Below are 19349 nucleotides of genomic sequence, written 5' to 3'. Positions count from 1 at the left end.
GACCCGGCCCCACGGCATACCAGTGAGCAGTTCAACCCGAAGGCAGAAGCGTGACTGACATCAACCCGCCAGAGACCGACCGCGTCGAGGCAGTCGACCTCAACACCGAGATGCAGCGCAGCTACATCGAGTACGCGATGAGCGTCATCGTGGCCCGGGCGCTGCCCGATGTCCGCGACGGTCTGAAGCCGGTGCACCGACGGGTGCTCTACGCGATGTATGACGGGGGGTACCGTCCCGACCGCGGCTACAACAAGTGCGCGCGTGTCGTCGGTGACGTCATGGGTCACTACCACCCGCACGGTGACGGCGCGATCTACGACGCCCTCGTGCGACTGGTGCAGGACTGGTCGATGCGCTACCCGCTCGTCGACGGCCAGGGCAACTTCGGCACCCCGGGCGACGACCCCGCGGCGGCCGCGCGCTACACCGAGTGCAAGATGGCGCCGTTGGCCATGGAGATGGTCCGCGACATCAACGAGGACACCGTCGACTTCGTCGACAACTACGACGGCAAGACCCAGGAGCCGGCCGTGCTGCCGGCCCGGTTCCCGAACCTGCTGGTCAACGGCTCGGCGGGCATCGCCGTCGGCATGGCCACCCAGATCCCGCCCCACAACCTCGGTGAGGTCGCCAAGGGCGTGCAGTGGCTGCTGGACAACCCCGAGGCGACCCGCGAGGAGCTGCTCGAGGCGCTCATCGGGATCATCCCCGGGCCGGACTTCCCCACCGGCGCGCAGATCATGGGCCGGCGCGGCATCGAGGAGGCCTACCGCACCGGGCGCGGCTCGATCATCATGCGGGCCAACGTCGAGGTGGAGGAGATCCAGGGCAGGACCTGTCTGGTCGTCCGCGACCTGCCCTACCAGGTCAACCCGGACACCCTGGCCAAGAAGATCGCCGAGCTGGTCAACGACGGCAAACTCAAAGGCATCGCCGACATGCGCGACGAGACCTCGGGTCGCACCGGGCAGCGCCTGGTGATCGTGCTGAAGCGGGACGCCGTGGCCAAGGTCGTGCTCAACAACCTGTTCAAGCACACCCAGCTGCAGCAGAACTTCGGTGCCAACATGCTCGCCATCGTCGACGGCGTGCCGCGCACGCTGCCGATCAGTGCGTTCGTCCGGCACTGGGTCGAGCACCAGATCGAGGTCATCGTCCGGCGCACCAGGTTCCGTCTGAAGCGGGCCGAGGAGCAGATCCACATCCTGCGCGGCTACCTCAAGGCGCTGGATGCGCTCGATGAGGTGATCGCCCTGATCCGGCGCAGCCGCACCGTCGAGGACGCCCGGGACGGCCTGATCGAGCTGCTGGAGATCGACGAGATCCAGGCCCGCGCGATCCTGGAGATGCAGCTGCGCCGCCTCGCCGCCCTGGAGCGCCAGAAGATCATCGACGAGCACGACAAGCTCGAGGCGCTGATCCTGGACTACGAGGACATCCTGGCCAAGCCCGAGCGGCAGCGGCAGATCATCAGCGACGACCTGGCCGAGATCGTGGAGAAGTATGGCGACCCGCGCCGGACCACGATCGTCCCGTTCGAGGGCGACATGTCGATGGAGGACCTGATCCCCCAGGAGGACGTGGTCGTCACCATCACCCGCGGCGGCTACGCCAAGCGCACGAGGGTCGCGGAGTACCGTCCGCAGAACCGCGGCGGCAAGGGTCGACGCGGTGCCGCGCTGCGTGCCGATGACGTGGTGTCGCACTTCTTCACGACCGACACCCACTCCTGGCTGCTGTTCTTCACCAACCTCGGCCGGGTGTACCGCGCCAAGGCCTACGAGATCCCCGAGGGTGGTCCGACGGGCAAGGGCCAGCACGTGGCCAACCTGATGGCCTTCCAGCCGGGCGAGGAGATCGCCCAGGTGCTGGCGCTGGAGAACTATGAGCAGGCCGACTACCTCGTGCTGGCCACCCGCAACGGCCTGGTCAAGAAGACCCGGCTGGGCGACTATGACTCCCCGCGCTCCGGCGGGCTGATCGCGATCAACCTGCGCGACGGCGACGAGCTCGTCGGCGCCGGGCTGGCCGGGCCGGAGGACGACATCCTGCTGGTCTCGGTGAAGGGCCAGTCCGTACGGTTCACCGCCACGGACTCCGCGCTGCGGCCGATGGGCCGGGCGACCTCGGGGGTCACCGGCATGAAGTTCCGCGGCGAGGACCGGCTGCTGGCCATGTCGGTCGTGCCGGCCGGCAGCGAGCCGTTCGTCTTCGTGGTCTTCGAGTCCGGCATGGCCAAGCGCACCCCATTGTCGGCCTACCGCGTACAGGGCCGTGGCGGGTTGGGCATCAAGGTGGCCAAGGCCACCGACCGGGGCGGCGACCTGGTGGGGGCCCTCACGGTCGAGGAGGGCAACGAGGTGCTCGTCGTCATGGAGCGCGGCAACGTCGTGCGCTCCTCGATCGACCAGGTGCGGGTGACCGGCCGCGACACCGCGGGCGTGAAGTTCGCGACGCCCGGCAAGGGAGACACCATCGTGGCGGTCGCGGTGAACACCGAGAGCGCCCTGTCCGAGGAGATCGAGTCGATCGAGACCGAGCCCGTCGAGGGTGAGGACGTGGTCGTGGACGCTGCTTCGGAGGCGTCACCGGATGGGGTTTCCCCGGGCTCCGATGCGGTGGAGACCCAGGGTGATGCACTACCGTCTGAGGGGTCGGCGGACGTCGACGAGGTGACCGAGGCCGCGGAGGAGCTCCCGGACGCGGACACCGCGGACGCCGATGAGCCGGAAACTGGAGGCGAGTAGTGAGCACGACAGGTCAGAGCACCCCCGTCGGTGCGACCGGTGCGGACGACACCCAGAAGATCCGCCGACCGGGCACCCAGACCGGCCAGGGCACGGGCATGCGCGACGGCGCGATGGCCCGCACCGCCCCGCGCCGTGACCTCAACGCCGCCGCCGCCCGCGCGCGCGGAGGGGCCGCGGCTCCGTCCGCGCCGGCCTCCCGGCCTCCCCGCACCGCGGGTCCGGGCGCGAGCACCGCCAGGACCTCCGCGGCACGGACCGCCCCGACCCGGCCTGTCCGTCGCACCGGCCCCCGGCGCGTCCGCCTGGTGCTGCAGCGGATCGACCCCTGGTCGGTCATGAAGATCTCGTTCCTGGTCTCGGTCGCCCTCGGCGTCGCCACGGTGATCATGGTGGCCGTCCTGTGGACGGTCCTGAACGGCATGAACGTCTTCTCGACGGTGAACGACCTCATCGTGGAGATCACGACGGGTGAGTCCTCGGCCAGCAGCTTCAACCTCATGGACTATGTCGGCTTCGGTCGCGTGGTGTCCCTCTCGGTGGTCATCGCGGTGATCAACGTGATCCTGCTGACAGCGCTGGCCACGTTGACGGCGTTCCTCTACAACGTCTGCACGGCCCTCGTCGGCGGCGCGCACCTCACGCTGTCCGACGAGTGAGCTGAGCGGCGCCACCGGAGGGCAACCTCCCCACGATCCTCCTCGGGAGGCCTCGTGACAAGCCTCTCCGTGTGAGTACTTCTACCCATATCGCCCCGCGCCGTCGCGCTCCTAGATTCGAGTCCCCCGTGACTATCGAATCAAGGAGCCCCAATGACATCCCGACCCCTGCGTGCGCTCGGTGTCGCCACCGCCGCGTGTCTGGTGACCACCGCCCTCACCGCCCCCTCCGTGGCCGGTGTGTCACAGGGCAGGCACGACCGCCCCGCTGAGGGGAAGGTCGTGGCGAGCGGGCTGAACAGCCCCCGCCACCTCACCGTCGCGAGCAACGGTGACCTCTATGTCGCCGAGGCCGGCACCGGCGGTGACGACTGCGTGGTGCTCGGTGACGACGGCGCACCGGTCTTCGACGGTGACGTCCTGCTGGAGTGCGGGACCTGGGACCCCGAGGAGCACCCCATGTGGGGGGAGGTCCGGCTGGGCGACACCGGATCGATCACCAAGGTGTCGCGCAAGGGCGGGCAGCGACAGGTCGTCACCGGGCTGCCCTCGATCGACCTGGGCGGCGGCGAGGGCACCGGGCCCAGCGACGTGGCGGTCAGGGGCAACAAGCTGATGATCACGGTCGGCATGGGCGCCCCGCCCGAGATGCGTGACCTGATGGTCGAGCTCTTCGACGACGACACCTACGAGGACTTCGCCACCGTCCAGCAGGCCAGCTTCAGGGGCAAGCACCGGGTGTCCCTGCGGGAGGTCGCCGATCTGGCGCAGTTCGAGGCCGACGTGAACCCGCACCCGGACTTCCTGGACACCAACCCCAACGCCATCGTGCGCGACGGCAGCGGCTGGCTGCTCACGGACGCTGGTGGCAACAGCGTCATCCGGCTCAGCAAGCGGGGCAACCTGAGCACGGTCGCCGTGCCACCGGGTGGCATGGCGGAGGCACCGCCCTTCCTGGAGCTGCCACCGGGCACGATGATCCCGTTCGAGCCGGTGCCCACGGCCGCCGAGCGGGGTCCGGACGGCGCGATCTACGTCAGTCTGCTGACGGGCTTCCCGTTCCCCGTCGGTGGGTCGAGCATCTGGCGGATCGCCCGCGACGGGTCGATGACCGAGTGGGCCACCGGGCTGACCAACGTCACCGACCTGACCTGGGCCAAGGGCAAGCTGTATGCCGTGCAGCTGGCTGACAACGGCCTGCTCTCCGGTGACATGACCGGCTCTCTCGTGCGGGTGCGCGAGGGGTCGGACGCCCCCACGGTGATCGCCGACGGGCTGTTCGCGCCCTACGGCGTGGCGGTCCACAAGAACTCCGCCTACGTCACCACCGGCACCGTCGTCCCGGGTGGCGGCGAGGTCGTCAGGTTCGACGTGCGCCGACGCTACTGACCGCCTCGGCCCTCGTCTCAGTACCCGCGCGTGAGCACGCGCTCCCGCGCGGAGGCGAGGGCCGAGCCGGACTGGCGCCTCGACATACGGCGCAGTGCGATCGGAGCCAGGACGAGGCCGATGACGACCCACAGACCGAGCATCCCGAAGGTCTCCCAGGTGCGCCAGGACTCCCCGATCTCCAGGACCACCGCCTCGGCGGGCAGGATCACCGAGCGGAAGCCCAGGCCCAGCCAGTAGACGGGGAAGACCTGGGCGATCCACTGCAGCCACACCGGCAGCGCCGTGATCGGGTAGAACAGCCCGGACACGGCGCACAGGCCGTAGATGACCATCGTCGTCCACAGCAGCGCGATGGGGCCCTTGAAGATCGAGCCCAGCACCGCTCCCAGCGGCAGCATCGCGGCGATCGTCAGCACCGACAGGAGCAGGAGCCGGATCCACCCCCAGGTCGTCGTGGGCGTCACGCCGTCGACGAGGAAGGAGGCGCCGACGATGATGACGGTCATCGGCAGCAGGGTGGTCACGATGCTGACGAAGAACTTCGCGAACAGGTGGCCGGTCATCGCGTGCGGCACGGTCTTGGCGCGCAGCAGGGTGCCGTCGTCGCGCTCGGTGGTGATCTCGCCGGAGACACCGAGCACGCCGCCGCTGATGATGCCGAACGCGAGGTAGGCCGGCACCAGGAACTGCCCCACCGACAGCGCGCTCTCCATCAGCGGGGAGTCGCGCAACCAGTAGAGGACGGCCAGCATGACGGCCGGGCCCAGCAGCACGAACAGCGCCATCGGCGTCATGATCTGCTGGCGCAGCTCGATCCTGGCCCGGCGCAGGCCGGCGCGCACGACCGTGGGCATCTCAGGCTCCCTCCCGCTCGTCGGGCAGCTCGTCGGGCAGTATGCCGAAGCTCGCCGGATCCGTGTCGGCGCCGGTCTCGACCTGGTGGACGAGGGTGAGGTAGGCCTCCTCCAGGGACGCCCGGCGCACCTCCAGGTCCTGGATCACCCCCGGCTCGGCGAAGGCCTCGCGCAGATGGCTGACGGGGTCCTCGGTGGACTCGGTGTGCAGCTGACCGTCGCGCCGGTAGCGGACCGAGGCGGTCGCGGACATCCGGTGGCGCAGGTCGTCCGGGCTGCCGTCGGCCACGATCGAGCCGCCCGCGAGCACCAGGAGGCGGTTGGCCAGGAGCTCGGCCTCGGTGAGGTCGTGGGTGGTCAGCAGGATCGTGGTGTCCAGGTCGGACAGGGACCGGACCAGCTCGTGGAAGTCGCGCCGCGCCTGGGGGTCGAAGCCGGCGGTCGGCTCGTCCAGGAAGAGCACCTCCGGGCGGCCGAGGAGCCCCACCGCCACGTCCAGGCGGCGCCGCTCCCCGCCGGAGAGCCGGTCGAGCCTGCGCAGCGTCTTGCCGCCGAGGCCGACGCGCTCGATGAGGTCGGTCGTGGGCCAGGGGCGCTGGACGTCGGGGGTGGCGTAGTCGGCGTAGTACATGCCCAGGTAGTCCAGGAACTCCCCGACCCGCCACTTGCCGTGGTCGCGCCAGGACTGCAGGACCACCCCGACCCGGGCGCGCCAGTGCTCGCCGGCGGTGTGTGGCGTCTCGCCGAGCACGGTCACCTCGCCGCCCGAGGGGACCCGGAAGCCCTCGAGGATCTCGATCGTGGTGGTCTTCCCGGCACCGTTCGGACCGAGGAGGGCGACCACCTCCCCCCGGCCGATGGTCACGGTGACGTCGTCGAGGACCCTCGTGGCGCCATACTGCATCTGCAGGTGGCGGGTCTGGATGGCTGGTGGTGTCGGCGTCATCGGGCTCCTGTGGCCGCGGTGGCTGGTGGTCTCAAGTAGAACATCCCGCGGGCCCTCTTCCGTGGTCGGCTCGCTTTGGAGCAAGCGGGTCCGATGGGGTAATCTCATGCGGCGCGTGTCCGTCGGGCACGGCACTCTCCCGGGCCTATAGCTCAGTCGGTTAGAGCGCTTCCCTGATAAGGAAGAGGTCACAGGTTCAAGTCCTGTTAGGCCCACCCTCGACCGCGGACCTCGTGTCCGCGGTCTTGTGCGTTCTCAGGGGACCGAGGGCCCATGGGAGCCATCGGAGTGGTCACAGCACGGGTTGCGTTCTCACCGGGACCGGTGCGCGGGCGAGGAGTGGCGTACCTCCGCAGGTGGACACCATGTCATCCCTGCGGCGCCGGCGAACCACTCGTGCGAATGGCGCAGCCGCGGTCGGTGGAGGCCTACGCTCCCAGGGTGGAACAGATGACCATGGAGCGGGCCACCGGCAGCCCGGCCCGCACTGCTCACCGGGGGACCGTGATCAGCGCCCTGGTGGGGGCCGTTGTCGGTGGGGTGCTGTGGCTGGCGTGGCAGCCGACGACGCAGGACTGCAACACCATCGGTGAGTGCCTCGGCAGACCGATCGGTGCGCTCATCGGGACCGTCCTGGCCCTCCTGGTGACCCTGCTCGTCCTGCGGCTGCTGCGGGTGCGGCCGGTGTTCGTGACAACCGTGCTCGGGTTCGCCGGCGGGGCGGCCCTGATCGTGACCCTCATCACCGTGCTCGACGTGTGGTCCGACGGTCCGGACGGGCTCGCGCCGTGGTGGACGTGGGTGCTCCTGGGCGGCCTCGCCGCGGCGCTCGCGCACTGGGTCAACCAGCCGGGGCGGAGCTGGCCGGCGCGCGTCGTGCCGATCGTGGTGGTGATCGGTCTCGTGTTTGCCGGGCTCACCTGGGCCGAGAGTGAGCGCGCTGCACAGCGGCTGGCGCGCTTCGAGGCCGTCGGTGTGGAGCAGGTCGTCACGCCGCAGGTCCCGGGTTATCACCTCAGCTCGGCCTGGCCGGGGCAGCGGGCCGAGGGCTCGGTGGACGTGATCACCCTGAACTACTACGCCGACGCCGAGGGTGCCCACCAGCCCGTCACCGGTGTGCTGATCCCGCTGGAGGGGCGTGACCCCTGCGGCCTCGCCCTCTCAGCCGAGTCGATGACTGACCGGGAGTGTGACGGCGGCACGGAGGCGATGCGGCTGCGGTGGAGCGGTGCTGACGGCCAGGTCTTCTATGTCGGTGCCGGCCAGGTGGTCGGGGACACGCTGGTGGTGCTGACCGCCGACCCGGAGACCTTCGACGCAGAGGCGCTGCTCGAGGCGATCGAGGCCGCGACGCCGTCGAGCGTGGTGGAGCTGCGCGACCTGTGACGGGAGCATCCCGGGTGAGCGTGCGGTGGGGAGGCGGCTCGATTTAGGACGGAGCGGCCCGGCGCAGGTATCCTTGCTGGGCACGTTCGAGCTGAGGAGTCTCATGAAGCGTCTGTTGGTGTTCGCCGCCCTGGCTGCGGGGGTCGCGGCCGTCGTGAAGAAGCTCCAGGACCAGGAGGCCGAGCGTGACCTCTGGGCCGAGGCCACCGACGGGGTGACCACGGAGCCTCCCAGCGACAACTGAGCACAACCACAACTGAACACCCGCCGACCGCGGTCGGCACGGGGCCTTGGCGCAATTGGTAGCGCACCTGCTTTGCAAGCAGGGGGTTAGGGGTTCGAGTCCCCTAGGCTCCACCGAGGTCAGAAGCCCTTCCAGGTCGTCGGGGAAGGGCTTCCGTCGCGTCCGTGCTCAGAAAAGTACTGCAGTGGTCACCTTGGCTGTCTGCGCGGCTCGCGCGGAAGGCGTGGAACTTTGAGATGGCCCTGCGCAGCGACGGCATCTGCGACGCGGCGTGCCTCTTCGACGAAGGGTGCGGGTGCAGCCTCAGCCGCTGCGAGAACCACCTCGGGAAGGCCGGTGCGCAGGCGCTCCACACGATCCACGGCCTCCGGTGCCTCAAGGCCCAGAGAATGCCCGACAGCCACCCAGTCCTCGACGGTCACGTCGCGGACGTGCCAGTGGCGCCCCACCTTCATCGAGCTCCGCACCGCCTCGCCCCTCTTGAGGTACGGCGCGTAGGAAGCGACGTCGTAGAGGGGTGCCATGGCCACCCGCGGCCCACGCAGGAGCAGCGAATAGTTCTTCGCATGGGCGTCGGTCCCCCCGATCAGGACGTTGAAGGCGAAGGCGTCGAAGAACGCCGACCGCACGGCATCGCGGTCGGCGAGGGACAGCGTCGACAGGAGGGAGGCAACGTTCTTGACGCTGGGGCCCCCGTCGGACTGGTACTTCTTGGACGGTGGGTAGCTCATCGCCTGCAACAGGTCTTCCTGATGGAGGCGCAGCCACACCCCGTCTTGTCCGCGGCCGCGGTCGTAGCGGGTGGAGACCAGAGTCTGGGCACCGCCGACGTCGACCAGGTCCACTGAGGCGACGCGCAGCCCTAGGAGACCCGCGGCGCGCAGGCACACGAACTCGTTGACGTGCAGGTCCTCGAAGCGGGTCCCGGCGGGGTTCGGCTTGAGGATGTGCGTCGTGGGCGTCGAGTCCTGGGGAACACCCCACCCGCCGTCGTCCAGGCGGTGAAGCGCCACCTTGTTCTGCGCTCCCGCCAGACTCCATCGTCCCGAGCCGGCACCGACGTCCCAGCCGTGATCGCGGACCGACAGCCGCAAGAGAAGATCCGAGAACTCGTCGTCCGTCAGCCGGCGGACGTCACCCGTGCGCTGAGCTGCATCCGATGGGTCGACGTCGACGGGGAGCACCTGTACGGCCCCCGCGGCATCGCGCCCGACGTGTCGAAGCAGGGCGAACGGGTTGCGCGGTGACACCTCGAACCTACGAGCCCACTCCTCCCGGACGGCAAGGTTGTCCGGGAGGAGCCCTTCGAGCCAGGCGGAGACGACACGGTTCGAGTGGGACGACCCACTCAGCGGCATCGCCAGCGAGAGCGGTGTGGGGTTGGCACGGGCGGTGTAGGCACTGGAGTAGGCAAAGGCGAGCGCCCCACCGGGGTTCTGCGCCAGTTGTCCGGCAAGGACGCCGTCGAGGTAGACGTTCAGGAAGGCTGTCATGATCCGTTCTCGAAGAGACCGGCAAACGGGTCGTCGTCCTTGGCCTCGGCAACGGGGGTGGTCACCAGGTCTATCGCGAGTCCGAGCGCGGCGAGGACGTCGAGCACCTTGCCCATCTCGGCAGATGGGCCTTTCCCCGCTTCCACGCGTGAGAGCCACTGGCGAGAGACCCCCGCCCGATCCGCAAGGGCCTGCTGGCTGAGCGCGGCCTCCCGGCGTGCTCGGCGCACCGCCGCACCGACGTCTCGGACGGTCCTGAGCATGCGGCCTACCTCCAAACCCGTCGATGTCACGGATCTGTGACATTCACGAATGTCACAGTACCATGACATGCGGGTTTGTCGCCGAGCCGTGACATCTACGTCTGTTGCACTGCTGGACCCTTCTGCAGACCCGCGGAACCGACGCGTTCGAACCGCACCCAGACGTTGGGTGTGAGTCCACCGGCGTCCACCAGACCAGCCTCGTCAGCGGCCGATGAAACGCTCGATGAGTGCGCTCGCTTCGGGCGTCGTGATCCGCGCGGCGATCGTCGCGGCCTCGTCGGAGGCGTGCGTGTCCCGATCCACCTCGAACCCTCGACGCAGCAGCCGGCTGGCGTGGGCATGGGCGCCGACGGGGCCAGCCGCGAGGGTGCGCGCCAGGTCGATCCCCGCCTGCTGGACGTCGTCGTCCTCGGCCACCCGGGCGACGAGCCCCCAATCCCGGGCCGTGTCGGCGCTCAGCGCCGTGCCGCCGATCGCGAAGTCCAGGGCGCGCGGGAGCCCGATCGCCCGAGGCAACAGGTAGGACACCCCGCAGTCCGGCGTCAGCCCGACCCCGGCGTAGGCCCACACGAACTTCGTGGAGCGCGCCGCGACGACGATGTCCGAGCTCAGCACAAAGCCCAGGCCGGCACCGGCAACAGCTCCATGCACCGCGGCAACAACGGGTTTGGGCAGGGCGGCCAGTCGCCGCAGCTCGGCCTCCAGCATGGTCGCCAGCTCGAGCAAGTATGCCGACCGCTCACCGACGGGTGCGTCCGCGAAGGAGGCGAGGTCCCCACCAGCGCAGAAGCGGGCACCCGCCCCGGAGAGCAGCACCGTCGCATACTGCTCGTCCTCGGCGCGATCGAGTGCCTGACGCAGCGCCAGCGTCGCGGGGATGTCGAAGGCGTTGGCGGCCTCCGGTCGGTCCAGGACGATGCGGAGCACCGCGCCGTCCACCTCCGTGCGCACGCCGCGCGGCTCGTGTCTAGGCACCGGCGTCTCGCAGCTCGCGCTTGAGGATCTTGCCCGAGGCATTGCGGGGCAGGTCGTCGAGGAAGGTGACCCGCTTGGGCACCTTGAAGGCCGCCAGGCTGCCGCGGACGTGCTCGATGATGGCGGCCTCGTCGACCTCGCCCTTGCGGACCACGAACGCGGCGATCGCCTCCACCCACTTCTCGTCGGGGACCCCCACGACCGCGACCTCGGCGACCGCCGGGTGGGTGTAGATCGCGTCCTCTACCTCACGGGAGGCCACGAGGACACCACCGGTGTTGATGACGTCCTTGATCCGGTCGACGACGAAGACGAAGCCCTCCTCGTCGACGCGCACCAGGTCACCGGAGTGGAACCACCCGTCCGCGAAGGCCTCGGCAGTGGCCTCCTCGTTGTCCCAGTAGCCGGTGCACAGCTGCGGCGAGCGATAGACGATCTCACCGCTCTCCCCCACCGCGACGTCCCGACCCTCGGCATCAACCACCCGGGCCTCGACGAAGAGCACGGGCTTGCCGGCCGAGTCCGGTCTGGTGGGATGCTCCTCCGGACGGAGCACGCAGGTCAGCGGCGCCACCTCGGACTGCCCGAAGCAGTTGTAGAAGCCGCAGTCGGGCGCCTTCTCCAGCAGCCGCTGCAGGACCGGACCGGGCATGATCGAGGCGCCGTAGTAGGCCTTGCGCAGCCCAGACAGGTCCCGTCCCGCGAAGTCGGCGTGGTTGGCCACGGCGACCCACAGCGTCGGCGCCGCAAAGAAGGCCCGGTGACCGTCCTGCTCGATGCGGCGGAGCACCTCCCCGGGGTCAGGGACCTCCAGCACGGTGTTGGTCGCGCCGATGGCCAGCCACGGCAGCAGGAAGACGTGCATCTGGGCCGAGTGGTAGAGCGGCATGACGTGCAGCGGGTTGTCGTCGGTCGCCAGGTCGAGCTCGACGATGCAGGAGAGGTACTCGTGGACGAGCGCCTTGTGGCTCATCATGGCGCCCTTGGGCCGGGATGTCGTGCCCGAGGTGTAGAGCAGCTGCACCAGGTCCTCGTCGGTCACCTCAACATCGAGGGCCGGCACCTCGCCCTCGGTCGCGACTGCGATGACCGAGTCGTCGGCGTCCCGCAGCGGGATCCGGTGAGCGATCCCGCCGAGAGTCGACTCCGGTATGCCGTCCAGGGACTTCCCGAGGGCAGGATCCAGCAGGAGGGCGGTGCTGCCCGACTGCTTCAGCAGGTAGTCGAGCTCGCCACCCAGCAGGTTGTAGTTGAGCGGGACGTGGACCAGCCCGGCGCGAGCACAGGCCAGGAAGGCGATGAGGTAGCCGTCGCTGTTGCGCCCGAGGGCGGCGACCCGGTCACCCTTGGTCAGACCGAGCCCCAGCAGGTGGGCAGCCACCCGGGTGACCGCGTGGTCGAGCTCGCGATAGGTCCAGGTCCGGTCGGCGAAGCTGAGCGCAACCGTGTCCTCGTAGCGGGCTGCGCTGCGCCGCAGGACGCCATCGACGGTGCTGGACCGGGTGAGCAGTGACATAGGGCCTCCTCGCCTGGCGGGCCGCCCTGGCCCGTCGCGCCCACGGTACCCATCCCCTACCGACGAGGTCGCGCAGGAGGGTGCTCGACGGTTAGTCGGACACCCGGCCGGTCGCCACGCGCCACTCCCGGAGCTCCTCCTCCAGGGGTAGGGCGGTGCCGAGCACCAGCCAGCCGCTGCCGTCCTTGGGCACGGCGATCGGCCCGGCCAGCACCTGCCGGGAGAACTCGAGGGTGCGCAGGTACTCGACCGAGTTCCAGCTCACCACCCAGACGTCCCCGTGGTCGGCGACGACGTCCACCGCAGGGTTGTCCTCCCACAGAGCCAGCGGTACGGCATACTCCCGCTCCAGCTCGTCCAGCGCGGCCCGGGCCACGCGCCGGGCGGCCGCTACGTCGCCGACCTGCGCGACGGGGGCCGTCACGGGCGGAGGCTGCCGGCCCTGCGCCCGCAGCAGATCCCGCACACGATCGGTCAGTATGGCGCGCCGCTCACCCAGGAGGACCAGGGCCTCGAACGTCGAGGGAGCGGGTGGTGGAGGAGCCATCGGGTCGAAACCCGGTGCCGCGAGGAGCACGTCATAGAAGGGGGCCAGCGTCTCGTCGGTGAACTTCAGCTGTCGCGCGAGGGTGACCAGCGGGGTCCCGAAGCGTTCCATGGTGCGGTTGGGATCGCACCCGCCCTCGAACAGGCGCCGCAGCAACGCGGCGTCCGTGGCGGCGTCCAGGCGGGGTCGGCCCAGCAGCACGTGCGCGGTGGTCACCCCGTCTGCGGTGACGCCGCCGGGTCAGCCCCGTCATCGAGCAGGCGACCGGCGATCAGCGCGCGGTCCGGGGGCTTGTTGGCCAGTGCGGCGTGCAGCAGGGTCGAGCCGGTGCTGTCGACGGTCCTGGCCTGCGCGGGGTCATAGCTCTCGAGGAACTGGTCGTAGGTCCGGCGCCTGGCCAGGAACCAGAGGGCTGCCACGGTCGGGTCACTCGGCGGCGGTGCGCGACCCCAGCTCGGCGTCGAGCCGCAGGAGACCTGCCCCGTCGTCACCGATCAGCTTCACCCGGCCGACGATCTCGGAGACCGTGGCCTCCTCCTCGATCTGCTCCTCGATGAACCAGTGCAGCAGCGGGATGACGTCGATGTCGCCCTCCGCCTGGGCCAGCCGGTAGAGGTTGCGGATCGACTCGGACACCTTCTGCTCGTGGGCCAGGGAGGTCTCGAACGCCGCGAGCACGCTGAGACCGTCCACGGACTGGGGCGCGGGGATGGCCCCGATCTGTGGCCGGCCGCCGCGGTCGGTGACGTGCGCGATGAACTTGGCGGCGTGATCGCGCTCCTCGTCGGACTGCAGGCGCATCCAGCCGGCCATGCCGGGCAGATCCTGGTCGTCCAGGGCGATCCCCAGCTGGAGATAGACGATCGAGGACTCGAGTTCGAGGGTGATCTGGTCGGACAGTGCCTTCAGGAGCGTGTCGTTGAGAGCCATGCTGTCGAAACTAGACCCATCACCGCGCTCTGCGCTAGCAAGGTGTGGCGATCCTGATCTGGGCCGGGCACCACCTCGATTACCGGGCGGCACATGATTGTTAATCCAACTCTTGACAAAGGCCAACGCATTCTTGACCTATTCTTTGCGTCCCTGGCATAGACGTCGAGGTTACTGGTGGGTACTCTGCAGCCTTGCCGTATTCAGGAATGGTTTCCGGATGTGCGATCGCAAGGGGTGAGAGCCGTGGCCGCTGCACCGAGCGCCACACCGTTCGCGACCGCCCTGCGCGAGGCGATCGACCAGCGGGGCCTCGGCCTGGGGCGTCTCGTCGCCCGGCTGGAGGACGCGGGCACGCCCGTCAGCGCCGCCACCCTGAGCTACTGGCAGTCCGGCCGAAGTCAGCCCGGGCGACGCACCTCCCTGGAGTGCCTGGCCACCCTGGAGCGGATCCTCGAGGTCGAGCCGGGACACCTCGCGGGACAGTTGGGTCGGCCACCGGTCCGGGGCCGCAACCAAGCGCCGCCGACCCTGCGGGAGCTGTGGGACGAGCTGCCAGCCGTGGTGTCAGCGATGGAGGGCGTCGCCGGTGGCACCGAGGACTACCTGACGAGGGTGAGCGTCCACGATCGGGTGCGCGTCGGACCAGATCGGACCGAGCGCAGCACCACGACCAGGCAGATCATGCGGAGCGAGCGGGACGGGGTGGACCGCCTCGTCGTCATGCACGGCAACGACGACCCCCGCTGTCCGGTGCCTCGGCCACGTGCCCTGCAGCGCTGCCGGGTGGGCCGGACCACCAGTTCGCCGGGGTCGGGAGTGGTGGCCGCGGAGCTGTTGCTGCCCCGGCCGCTGCGCCGCGGTGAGTTCGTCACGGTGGAGTACGAGTTCGTCCAGTCCGCCCCCTACCCGCCCGCCTTCCGCTGGGAGCGTCGACGCCGCATGGGCACCCGGCAGTACGTCCTGGAGGTGGTCTTCGACCCGGGGGCGGTGCCCGTCGCGTGCGAGCGTTACGCCCAGCCTGTCGACGGAGAGCCGACCACCGAGCCGCTGCCGCTGGACCCCGAGCACGGTCTGCTCCTCGTGGAGCTGGACGGCCGTCCGGGCGTGGTGGGGGCGCGCTGGAAATGGACCGATGACCCGCATGATGCGTTCCCTGACACCTCGTTCTAATTGTTAACTCTTGCCAGCGCGGATTTCTGGCCGCAGGGTGATCGGCACCGCTTCATTCCCGAGGCGGAAAGGAAAGGAATCCGATGTCCACATCATTGATGCGACGTGCCGGTGCGCTGGCCGTCGGGGCGCTGGTTGCCCTCGCCCCGGTGGGAGCGGTCCAGGCTGCCACCACGGACCGGGGTGCGCCACCCGACCGGGAGGACGCAGGAAGCTTCGCCGCCACGCGCTCCGAGCCCGCCCCCCTCGTGGTGCCCCAGGGCGGTGAGCCGATCGAGGGCCGCTACATCGTCGTCTTCGACAAGGACGCCCCCAGCCGTGCCCTGTCCGTGGCGCGGAACTCGCTGACCTCCACCGGCAGCCGGGTGCTGCAGTCCTACGACACGGCCCTCACCGGTTTCACCGTGCAGGCCAACGACCGCGCACTCGCCGGGATCCGCAACAACCCGCACGTGGCCTACGTCGAACAGGACACCACCGTCGCGCTCACCGCCTCGGGCACCGAGACCAACGCGACCTGGGGACTGGACCGGGTCGACCAGCGGGACCGCCCCCTGAACGGCACCTACACCTACGCAGCCAGTGGCGAGGGCGTCACGGCCTACGTCATCGACACGGGCATCCGCACCGCGCACACGGAGTTCTCCGGCCGCGCTTCGGAGGGGTTCACCGCCATCAACGACGGGCGCGGTGCCCAGGACTGCAACGGGCACGGCACGCACGTGGCCGGCACGGTGGGCGGCGAGCGGTATGGCGTGGCGCAGGACGTCGACCTCATCGCGGTCCGGGTGCTGAACTGCAGCGGCTCCGGGACCAACTCCGGCGTCATCGCGGGCATCGACTACGTCACGCAGAACGCCTCCGGCCCGTCGGTGGCCAACATGAGCCTGGGCGGTGGCAACTCCTCCGCGCTGGACCAGGCGGTCCGCAACTCGATCAACTCGGGCGTGACCTACGTCGTGGCGGCAGGCAACGACAGCGCCAACGCCTGCAACGGCTCACCCAACCGGGTCGCCGAGGCGCTCACCGTCGGGTCCAGCACCAGCAGCGATGCGCGCTCCTCCTTCTCCAACTACGGCAGCTGCGTCGACCTGTTCGCCCCCGGCTCGAGCATCACCTCGGCCTGGCACACCAGCAACTCCGCGACCAACAGCATCAGCGGCACGTCGATGGCCTCGCCGCACGCCGCCGGGGCGGCGGCGCTCTACCTGGAGGACAACCCCGGGGCCTCACCGGCCACGGTCAACGCCGCCCTCGTCGGCGCGGCGACGCCGAACCGGCTGACCAGCATCGGCAGCGGCTCGCCGAACCTGTTGCTGTACACCACCTTCGGTGCCACAGATCCTGACCCGGACCCCGACCCGGATCCCGGTCCGGACCCGGAGCCTGGCTGCGACCTGCCCGAGACCGAGTCCGGCACGCTGTCCGGCAGCGGTGCCTACCGCTACCACCCCGGCAGCAGCGGGATGTACTACAGCGGCTCCGGGACGCACGTCGGGTGCCTGTCCGGTCCGGCGAGCGCCGACTTCGACCTCTACCTGGAGAAGTGGAACGGCTACTCCTGGGTGCGCGTCGCCTCGAGTCTGAGCACGGGGTCGGAGGAGCAGATCAACTACGCCGGCTCCTCGGGCTACTACTCGTGGGTCGTGCGCTCCTACAGCGGGTCCGGGAGCTACACCTTCTCCCTCGACCGTCCCTGACCCCTTCCCGGGAACCCTGACGGCCGGCAGGTCACGGTGGGCTGCCGGCCGTCAGCCGCGCATCAGGCGGATCCTTGCGGGCTGTCGGGCCACTCGGCGGCGGCCAGGTCGCTCCGGCTGCCGCCGCGGGCGACGAAGGAGGTGCTGGGCACCCCGGTCAGCTCCTCGACCCGACGAGCCACCGGCAGGTACTTCTCCAGCGAGATCCCCGTCGCAACCCCGAGGCTGTCGCACAGGTGGATCAGGTCCTCCAGCGGCGCGTTGCCGAGCACGGTCGGGTCGCCGGGGAACCACAGGTCGCCGCCGAGCCCGCAGAAGCTTCCCTCCAGCCAGGCGGCGCCGGCCTGCATGGCGGCGATGGCGTTGGCCGGGGCGAAGCCGTTGCGGTTGTGCAGGTGGACCCCGACCTCGAGGGCAGTATGCCGTGCGCGCACCTCCGCGATCCGGTCACCGACCTCACCGGGGTGCTCCTGCCCGGTGGTGCAGGCCAGGTAGAGCGCGGGCACACCCGCGTCCACCGCGGCGTCCACGGCACGCAGGTACTCCTCCCGCGGCACCGGGCCGCGCGCCGGCGCGAAGAAGGCGCACGCGACGGCCACCACCAGGCGCACCCCGTGCTCCCGCGCCAAGGCCGCCACAGCGCCGAGCTCCTCCAGCATCTCGGTGACCGTGCGGCGCTGGTTGCGCAGACTGGTCTCCTCGTCGGCGGCGATGACCAGCGTCCACTCGTCCAGACCGCAGGGCACCGCCCGCTGGGCGCCGCGCAGGTTCGGGACGAGCCCGCGATAGGTCACGTCGTCCAGGCGGGGCACGGCCGCCATCACGGCCTCGGCGTCCGCCAGCTGCGGCAGGACCCTGGGGTGAGCGAAGGAGACCGCCTCGATCTCCCGCACGCCGGCGGCGATCAGACCCTCGACGACCGCGACCTTCTCCGTGGTCGGCATCGGCTCGGGCACGGCCTGCAGCCCGTCCCGCAACCCGACCTCGACCAACCGGATCGCGTCGGGCAGCCCCGCCAGGGTGCTCATCTCAGACCACCCCGTGCCCCGCGGACGGCCGCCACGGCAACCACCACCGACCTCGCACCAACTCCCGCATCACCAGCTCCACCATCACCAGCTCCTTCGAACGTGGGTGTGCCCACCGCGCAGCGACCGCCTGCGTGCGATCGGCCCCGCCTGCGAGCGACCGGCCCGCGTGGGGGCGATCTCATGATCATGGTGCACGGTGAGTTGGTCGCGCACCAACAGCGGCCCTGCCTCCGCGAGCCTCGCACGTGCCGCGCACGGGCGGAACCCGCGCATCACTACGGCAGCACGTCCTCGGGTCGGGGCCGGCGCACCTCACGGATCTCACCGAGCGTGCCCCACTGGTGGCCGCCCAACCGGCTCAGCGGGTCGAGCGACCGGGCATCGACCCGGCCGTCGCGCAGCACCCGCCCCTGCACGGTGATCGCCTGCACCAGACCGAGGATCACGACGCTGTCGCCCACCTCGACGGTCGCGTGCAGGGTGCACTCGATCGACGCCGGTGACGCCACGACCCGGGGCGGCCCCACCACCGCGCTGGGCTCCAGCTCGATGCCGAGCAGCAGCGCCTCGTCCACGGCCGGCGGGACCTCGGCACTGGTGCCGTTGCACGCCTCGAGCAGCTCGGTGCTCACGATGTTGACCACGAACTCTTCGGTGGCCAGCACGTTGGCGAGGGTGTCCTTGCGACCGACCGAGGTGAACGACACCACGGGCGGCCGGGCCGAGGCCACCGAGAAGAACGAGTGCGGCGCGAGGTTCCCCACCCCGTGGGCGTCCAGCGAGCTGACCCACGCGATCGGCCGGGGCAGCACGACCGAGATCAGCAGGCGATACGCATTGACGCCCTCCTCGCCCGGTCGATAGACCACGCGCGGGGAGACCGGGCCGGTCGGCATACTCCCCTCCTAGAGGAAAGCCAGCGGGTCGTACTCCTCGATCGGGATCACCCGGATGCGGGGCAGCGGTGCGGTGAAGGCGCGCACGTCATACTCCAGATCGAAGAACTCCAGCCCCTGGTCCAGCAGGTGGGTGAAGCCGCTGTTGCGGAACTCGGCGAACGCCGCGACACCCACCCGGCGGTCCCCGCCCAGCAGCGGCTCGATGTCCTCCAGGAAGTCGCCGTCGTGACTGACCAGCAGCACATCACCCGCACGCTGCGTCATCGCCTGCAGGGTCCGCTGGATCGCGATGTCGACGATCTTCTCGTCGGCGGGCCCGGACAGCGGCACGGGCAGGTAGCCGATCGCCTTGAGGGCCTGGATGAACGACATCGGCATCCCGGTCGAGGCGTTGAGGAAGAACAGCCCACGCGGCGACCCACCCCACTTCTCCCGGGTGAACTGCAGCAGCCGGTCCCAGCGGGGTCGCTCGTGCGACTCGGGCCGCCGGCCCAGGATCGAGGTGCCGAGGGTGGCGTCGATGTTCTCGCCGTCCACCAGCAGGTATGCCGTGGGCTGGGTGTGGTCATCCACAGTGACCTCCGTGGG

19 protein-coding genes and 2 tRNA genes are annotated in these 19349 nt (G+C 70.1%); 9 read left to right on the top strand and 12 right to left on the bottom strand.

Annotation, left to right across the window (positions count from 1 at the left end):
- The first annotated feature begins 50 nt into the window (after positions 1–50).
- The 3 genes from gyrA to MWU75_RS15075 all read left to right on the top strand — a co-directional run bounded on the left by gyrA (position 51) and on the right by MWU75_RS15075 (position 4798).
- Positions 51–2750, top strand: coding sequence for a DNA gyrase subunit A (gene gyrA, locus MWU75_RS15085; protein WP_247092303.1), 2700 nt, complete (start codon positions 51–53; stop codon positions 2748–2750).
- Complete coding sequence (locus MWU75_RS15080; protein WP_247092301.1) at positions 2750–3409, top strand: DUF3566 domain-containing protein; 660 nt, start codon at positions 2750–2752, stop codon at positions 3407–3409. Before gyrA ends, MWU75_RS15080 begins: the two co-directional genes overlap by 1 nt.
- 153 nt (positions 3410–3562) lie before the next feature.
- Complete coding sequence (locus MWU75_RS15075; protein WP_247092300.1) at positions 3563–4798, top strand: ScyD/ScyE family protein; 1236 nt, start codon at positions 3563–3565, stop codon at positions 4796–4798.
- A 17-nt stretch (positions 4799–4815) separates the two neighbouring features.
- On the opposite strand, the gene MWU75_RS15070 is transcribed toward MWU75_RS15075, so the two are convergent.
- Together MWU75_RS15070 and MWU75_RS15065 are read right to left on the bottom strand one after the other, a co-directional pair.
- The gene (locus MWU75_RS15070; protein WP_247092298.1) at positions 4816–5655 is read right to left on the bottom strand and encodes an ABC transporter permease; all 840 of its coding nucleotides are present in this window, start codon (positions 5653–5655) and stop codon (positions 4816–4818) included.
- Position 5656: 1 nt separating this feature from the next.
- Positions 5657–6601 carry an ABC transporter ATP-binding protein gene (locus tag MWU75_RS15065; protein ID WP_247092296.1) on the bottom strand — a complete coding sequence of 315 codons (945 nt, stop codon included), beginning with the start codon at positions 6599–6601 and terminating at the stop codon, positions 5657–5659.
- A 141-nt stretch (positions 6602–6742) separates the two neighbouring features.
- Here MWU75_RS15065 and MWU75_RS15060 point away from each other — a divergent pair.
- The 4 genes from MWU75_RS15060 (at position 6743) to MWU75_RS15045 (ending at position 8344) form a co-directional block, all read left to right on the top strand.
- Positions 6743–6816: transfer RNA gene (locus MWU75_RS15060), tRNA-Ile, on the top strand.
- Between the two features lie 226 nt (positions 6817–7042).
- Positions 7043–7987, top strand: coding sequence for a hypothetical protein (locus MWU75_RS15055; RefSeq protein ID WP_247092294.1), 945 nt, complete (start codon positions 7043–7045; stop codon positions 7985–7987).
- Positions 7988–8090: 103 nt separating this feature from the next.
- Positions 8091–8231 carry a DLW-39 family protein gene (locus MWU75_RS15050; RefSeq protein ID WP_247092292.1) on the top strand — a complete coding sequence of 47 codons (141 nt, stop codon included), beginning with the start codon at positions 8091–8093 and terminating at the stop codon, positions 8229–8231.
- Positions 8232–8271: 40 nt separating this feature from the next.
- A tRNA-Ala gene (locus tag MWU75_RS15045) sits at positions 8272–8344 on the top strand.
- A gap of 75 nt (positions 8345–8419) precedes the next feature.
- Here MWU75_RS15045 and MWU75_RS15040 read toward each other — a convergent pair.
- From MWU75_RS15040 to MWU75_RS15010, 7 genes are all read right to left on the bottom strand, one after another.
- Complete coding sequence (locus MWU75_RS15040; RefSeq protein WP_247092290.1) at positions 8420–9724, bottom strand: type II toxin-antitoxin system HipA family toxin; 1305 nt, start codon at positions 9722–9724, stop codon at positions 8420–8422.
- The gene (locus MWU75_RS15035; protein WP_247092288.1) at positions 9721–9987 is read right to left on the bottom strand and encodes a helix-turn-helix domain-containing protein; all 267 of its coding nucleotides are present in this window, start codon (positions 9985–9987) and stop codon (positions 9721–9723) included. Before MWU75_RS15035 ends, MWU75_RS15040 begins: the two co-directional genes overlap by 4 nt.
- 204 nt (positions 9988–10191) lie before the next feature.
- Entirely contained in the window at positions 10192–10941 is a 750-nt protein-coding gene (locus tag MWU75_RS15030; RefSeq protein ID WP_247092286.1) for an enoyl-CoA hydratase-related protein, read from the bottom strand.
- A gap of 16 nt (positions 10942–10957) precedes the next feature.
- Positions 10958–12481: a fatty acyl-CoA synthetase gene (locus tag MWU75_RS15025; RefSeq protein WP_247092284.1), complete on the bottom strand. Its 1524-nt coding sequence runs from the start codon at positions 12479–12481 to the stop codon at positions 10958–10960.
- A gap of 91 nt (positions 12482–12572) precedes the next feature.
- On the bottom strand, positions 12573–13244 hold the full coding sequence (locus tag MWU75_RS15020) for a YrhB domain-containing protein (protein WP_247092282.1): 672 nt from the start codon (positions 13242–13244) through the stop codon (positions 12573–12575).
- Entirely contained in the window at positions 13241–13447 is a 207-nt protein-coding gene (locus tag MWU75_RS15015) for a hypothetical protein (RefSeq protein ID WP_247092280.1), read from the bottom strand. Before MWU75_RS15015 ends, MWU75_RS15020 begins: the two co-directional genes overlap by 4 nt.
- Positions 13448–13454: 7 nt before the next feature.
- A complete protein-coding gene (locus MWU75_RS15010) occupies positions 13455–13958 on the bottom strand; it encodes a ferritin (RefSeq protein WP_247092278.1) in 504 nt (167 codons plus the stop codon).
- A 246-nt stretch (positions 13959–14204) separates the two neighbouring features.
- Between MWU75_RS15010 and MWU75_RS15005 the strand changes: the two genes are divergently transcribed.
- Together MWU75_RS15005 and MWU75_RS15000 are read left to right on the top strand one after the other, a co-directional pair.
- Positions 14205–15131 carry a hypothetical protein gene (locus MWU75_RS15005; protein WP_247092276.1) on the top strand — a complete coding sequence of 309 codons (927 nt, stop codon included), beginning with the start codon at positions 14205–14207 and terminating at the stop codon, positions 15129–15131.
- A gap of 83 nt (positions 15132–15214) precedes the next feature.
- Entirely contained in the window at positions 15215–16831 is a 1617-nt protein-coding gene (locus tag MWU75_RS15000) for a S8 family peptidase (protein WP_247092274.1), read from the top strand.
- A gap of 62 nt (positions 16832–16893) precedes the next feature.
- Here the strand turns inward: MWU75_RS15000 and MWU75_RS14995 are convergent, their stop codons facing one another.
- The 3 genes from MWU75_RS14995 to MWU75_RS14985 form a co-directional block, all read right to left on the bottom strand.
- A complete protein-coding gene (locus tag MWU75_RS14995) occupies positions 16894–17859 on the bottom strand; it encodes a hydroxymethylglutaryl-CoA lyase (RefSeq protein WP_247092272.1) in 966 nt (321 codons plus the stop codon).
- Positions 17860–18137: 278 nt separating this feature from the next.
- The gene (locus MWU75_RS14990; RefSeq protein WP_247092270.1) at positions 18138–18758 is read right to left on the bottom strand and encodes a flavin reductase family protein; all 621 of its coding nucleotides are present in this window, start codon (positions 18756–18758) and stop codon (positions 18138–18140) included.
- Between the two features lie 9 nt (positions 18759–18767).
- Entirely contained in the window at positions 18768–19334 is a 567-nt protein-coding gene (locus tag MWU75_RS14985) for an NYN domain-containing protein (RefSeq protein ID WP_247092268.1), read from the bottom strand.
- Positions 19335–19349 lie beyond the last annotated feature (15 nt).

The organism is Ornithinimicrobium sp. F0845 (assembly GCF_023015765.1).
Taxonomy (GTDB): Bacteria; Actinomycetota; Actinomycetes; order Actinomycetales; family Dermatophilaceae; genus Ornithinicoccus.
The sequence above is the reverse complement of the archived record's forward strand: the minus strand, read 5'-3'. Positions and strand labels throughout refer to the sequence as shown.

What these genes read in the sequence shown, in the direction of transcription:
- MWU75_RS15075 (WP_247092300.1), top strand. Translation starts at nt 3,563, where the DNA reads ATGACATCCCGACCCCTGCGTGCGCTCGGTGTCGCCACCGCCGCGTGT.
- MWU75_RS15070 (WP_247092298.1), bottom strand. Translation starts at nt 5,655, where the DNA reads ATGCCCACGGTCGTGCGCGCCGGCCTGCGCCGGGCCAGGATCGAGCTG.
- MWU75_RS15065 (WP_247092296.1), bottom strand. Translation starts at nt 6,601, where the DNA reads ATGACGCCGACACCACCAGCCATCCAGACCCGCCACCTGCAGATGCAG.
- MWU75_RS15050 (WP_247092292.1), top strand. Translation starts at nt 8,091, where the DNA reads ATGAAGCGTCTGTTGGTGTTCGCCGCCCTGGCTGCGGGGGTCGCGGCC.
- MWU75_RS15040 (WP_247092290.1), bottom strand. Translation starts at nt 9,724, where the DNA reads ATGACAGCCTTCCTGAACGTCTACCTCGACGGCGTCCTTGCCGGACAA.
- MWU75_RS15035 (WP_247092288.1), bottom strand. Translation starts at nt 9,987, where the DNA reads ATGCTCAGGACCGTCCGAGACGTCGGTGCGGCGGTGCGCCGAGCACGC.
- MWU75_RS15025 (WP_247092284.1), bottom strand. Translation starts at nt 12,481, where the DNA reads ATGTCACTGCTCACCCGGTCCAGCACCGTCGATGGCGTCCTGCGGCGC.
- MWU75_RS15010 (WP_247092278.1), bottom strand. Translation starts at nt 13,958, where the DNA reads ATGGCTCTCAACGACACGCTCCTGAAGGCACTGTCCGACCAGATCACC.
- MWU75_RS15000 (WP_247092274.1), top strand. Translation starts at nt 15,215, where the DNA reads ATGTCCACATCATTGATGCGACGTGCCGGTGCGCTGGCCGTCGGGGCG.
- MWU75_RS14995 (WP_247092272.1), bottom strand. Translation starts at nt 17,859, where the DNA reads ATGAGCACCCTGGCGGGGCTGCCCGACGCGATCCGGTTGGTCGAGGTC.
- MWU75_RS14990 (WP_247092270.1), bottom strand. Translation starts at nt 18,758, where the DNA reads ATGCCGACCGGCCCGGTCTCCCCGCGCGTGGTCTATCGACCGGGCGAG.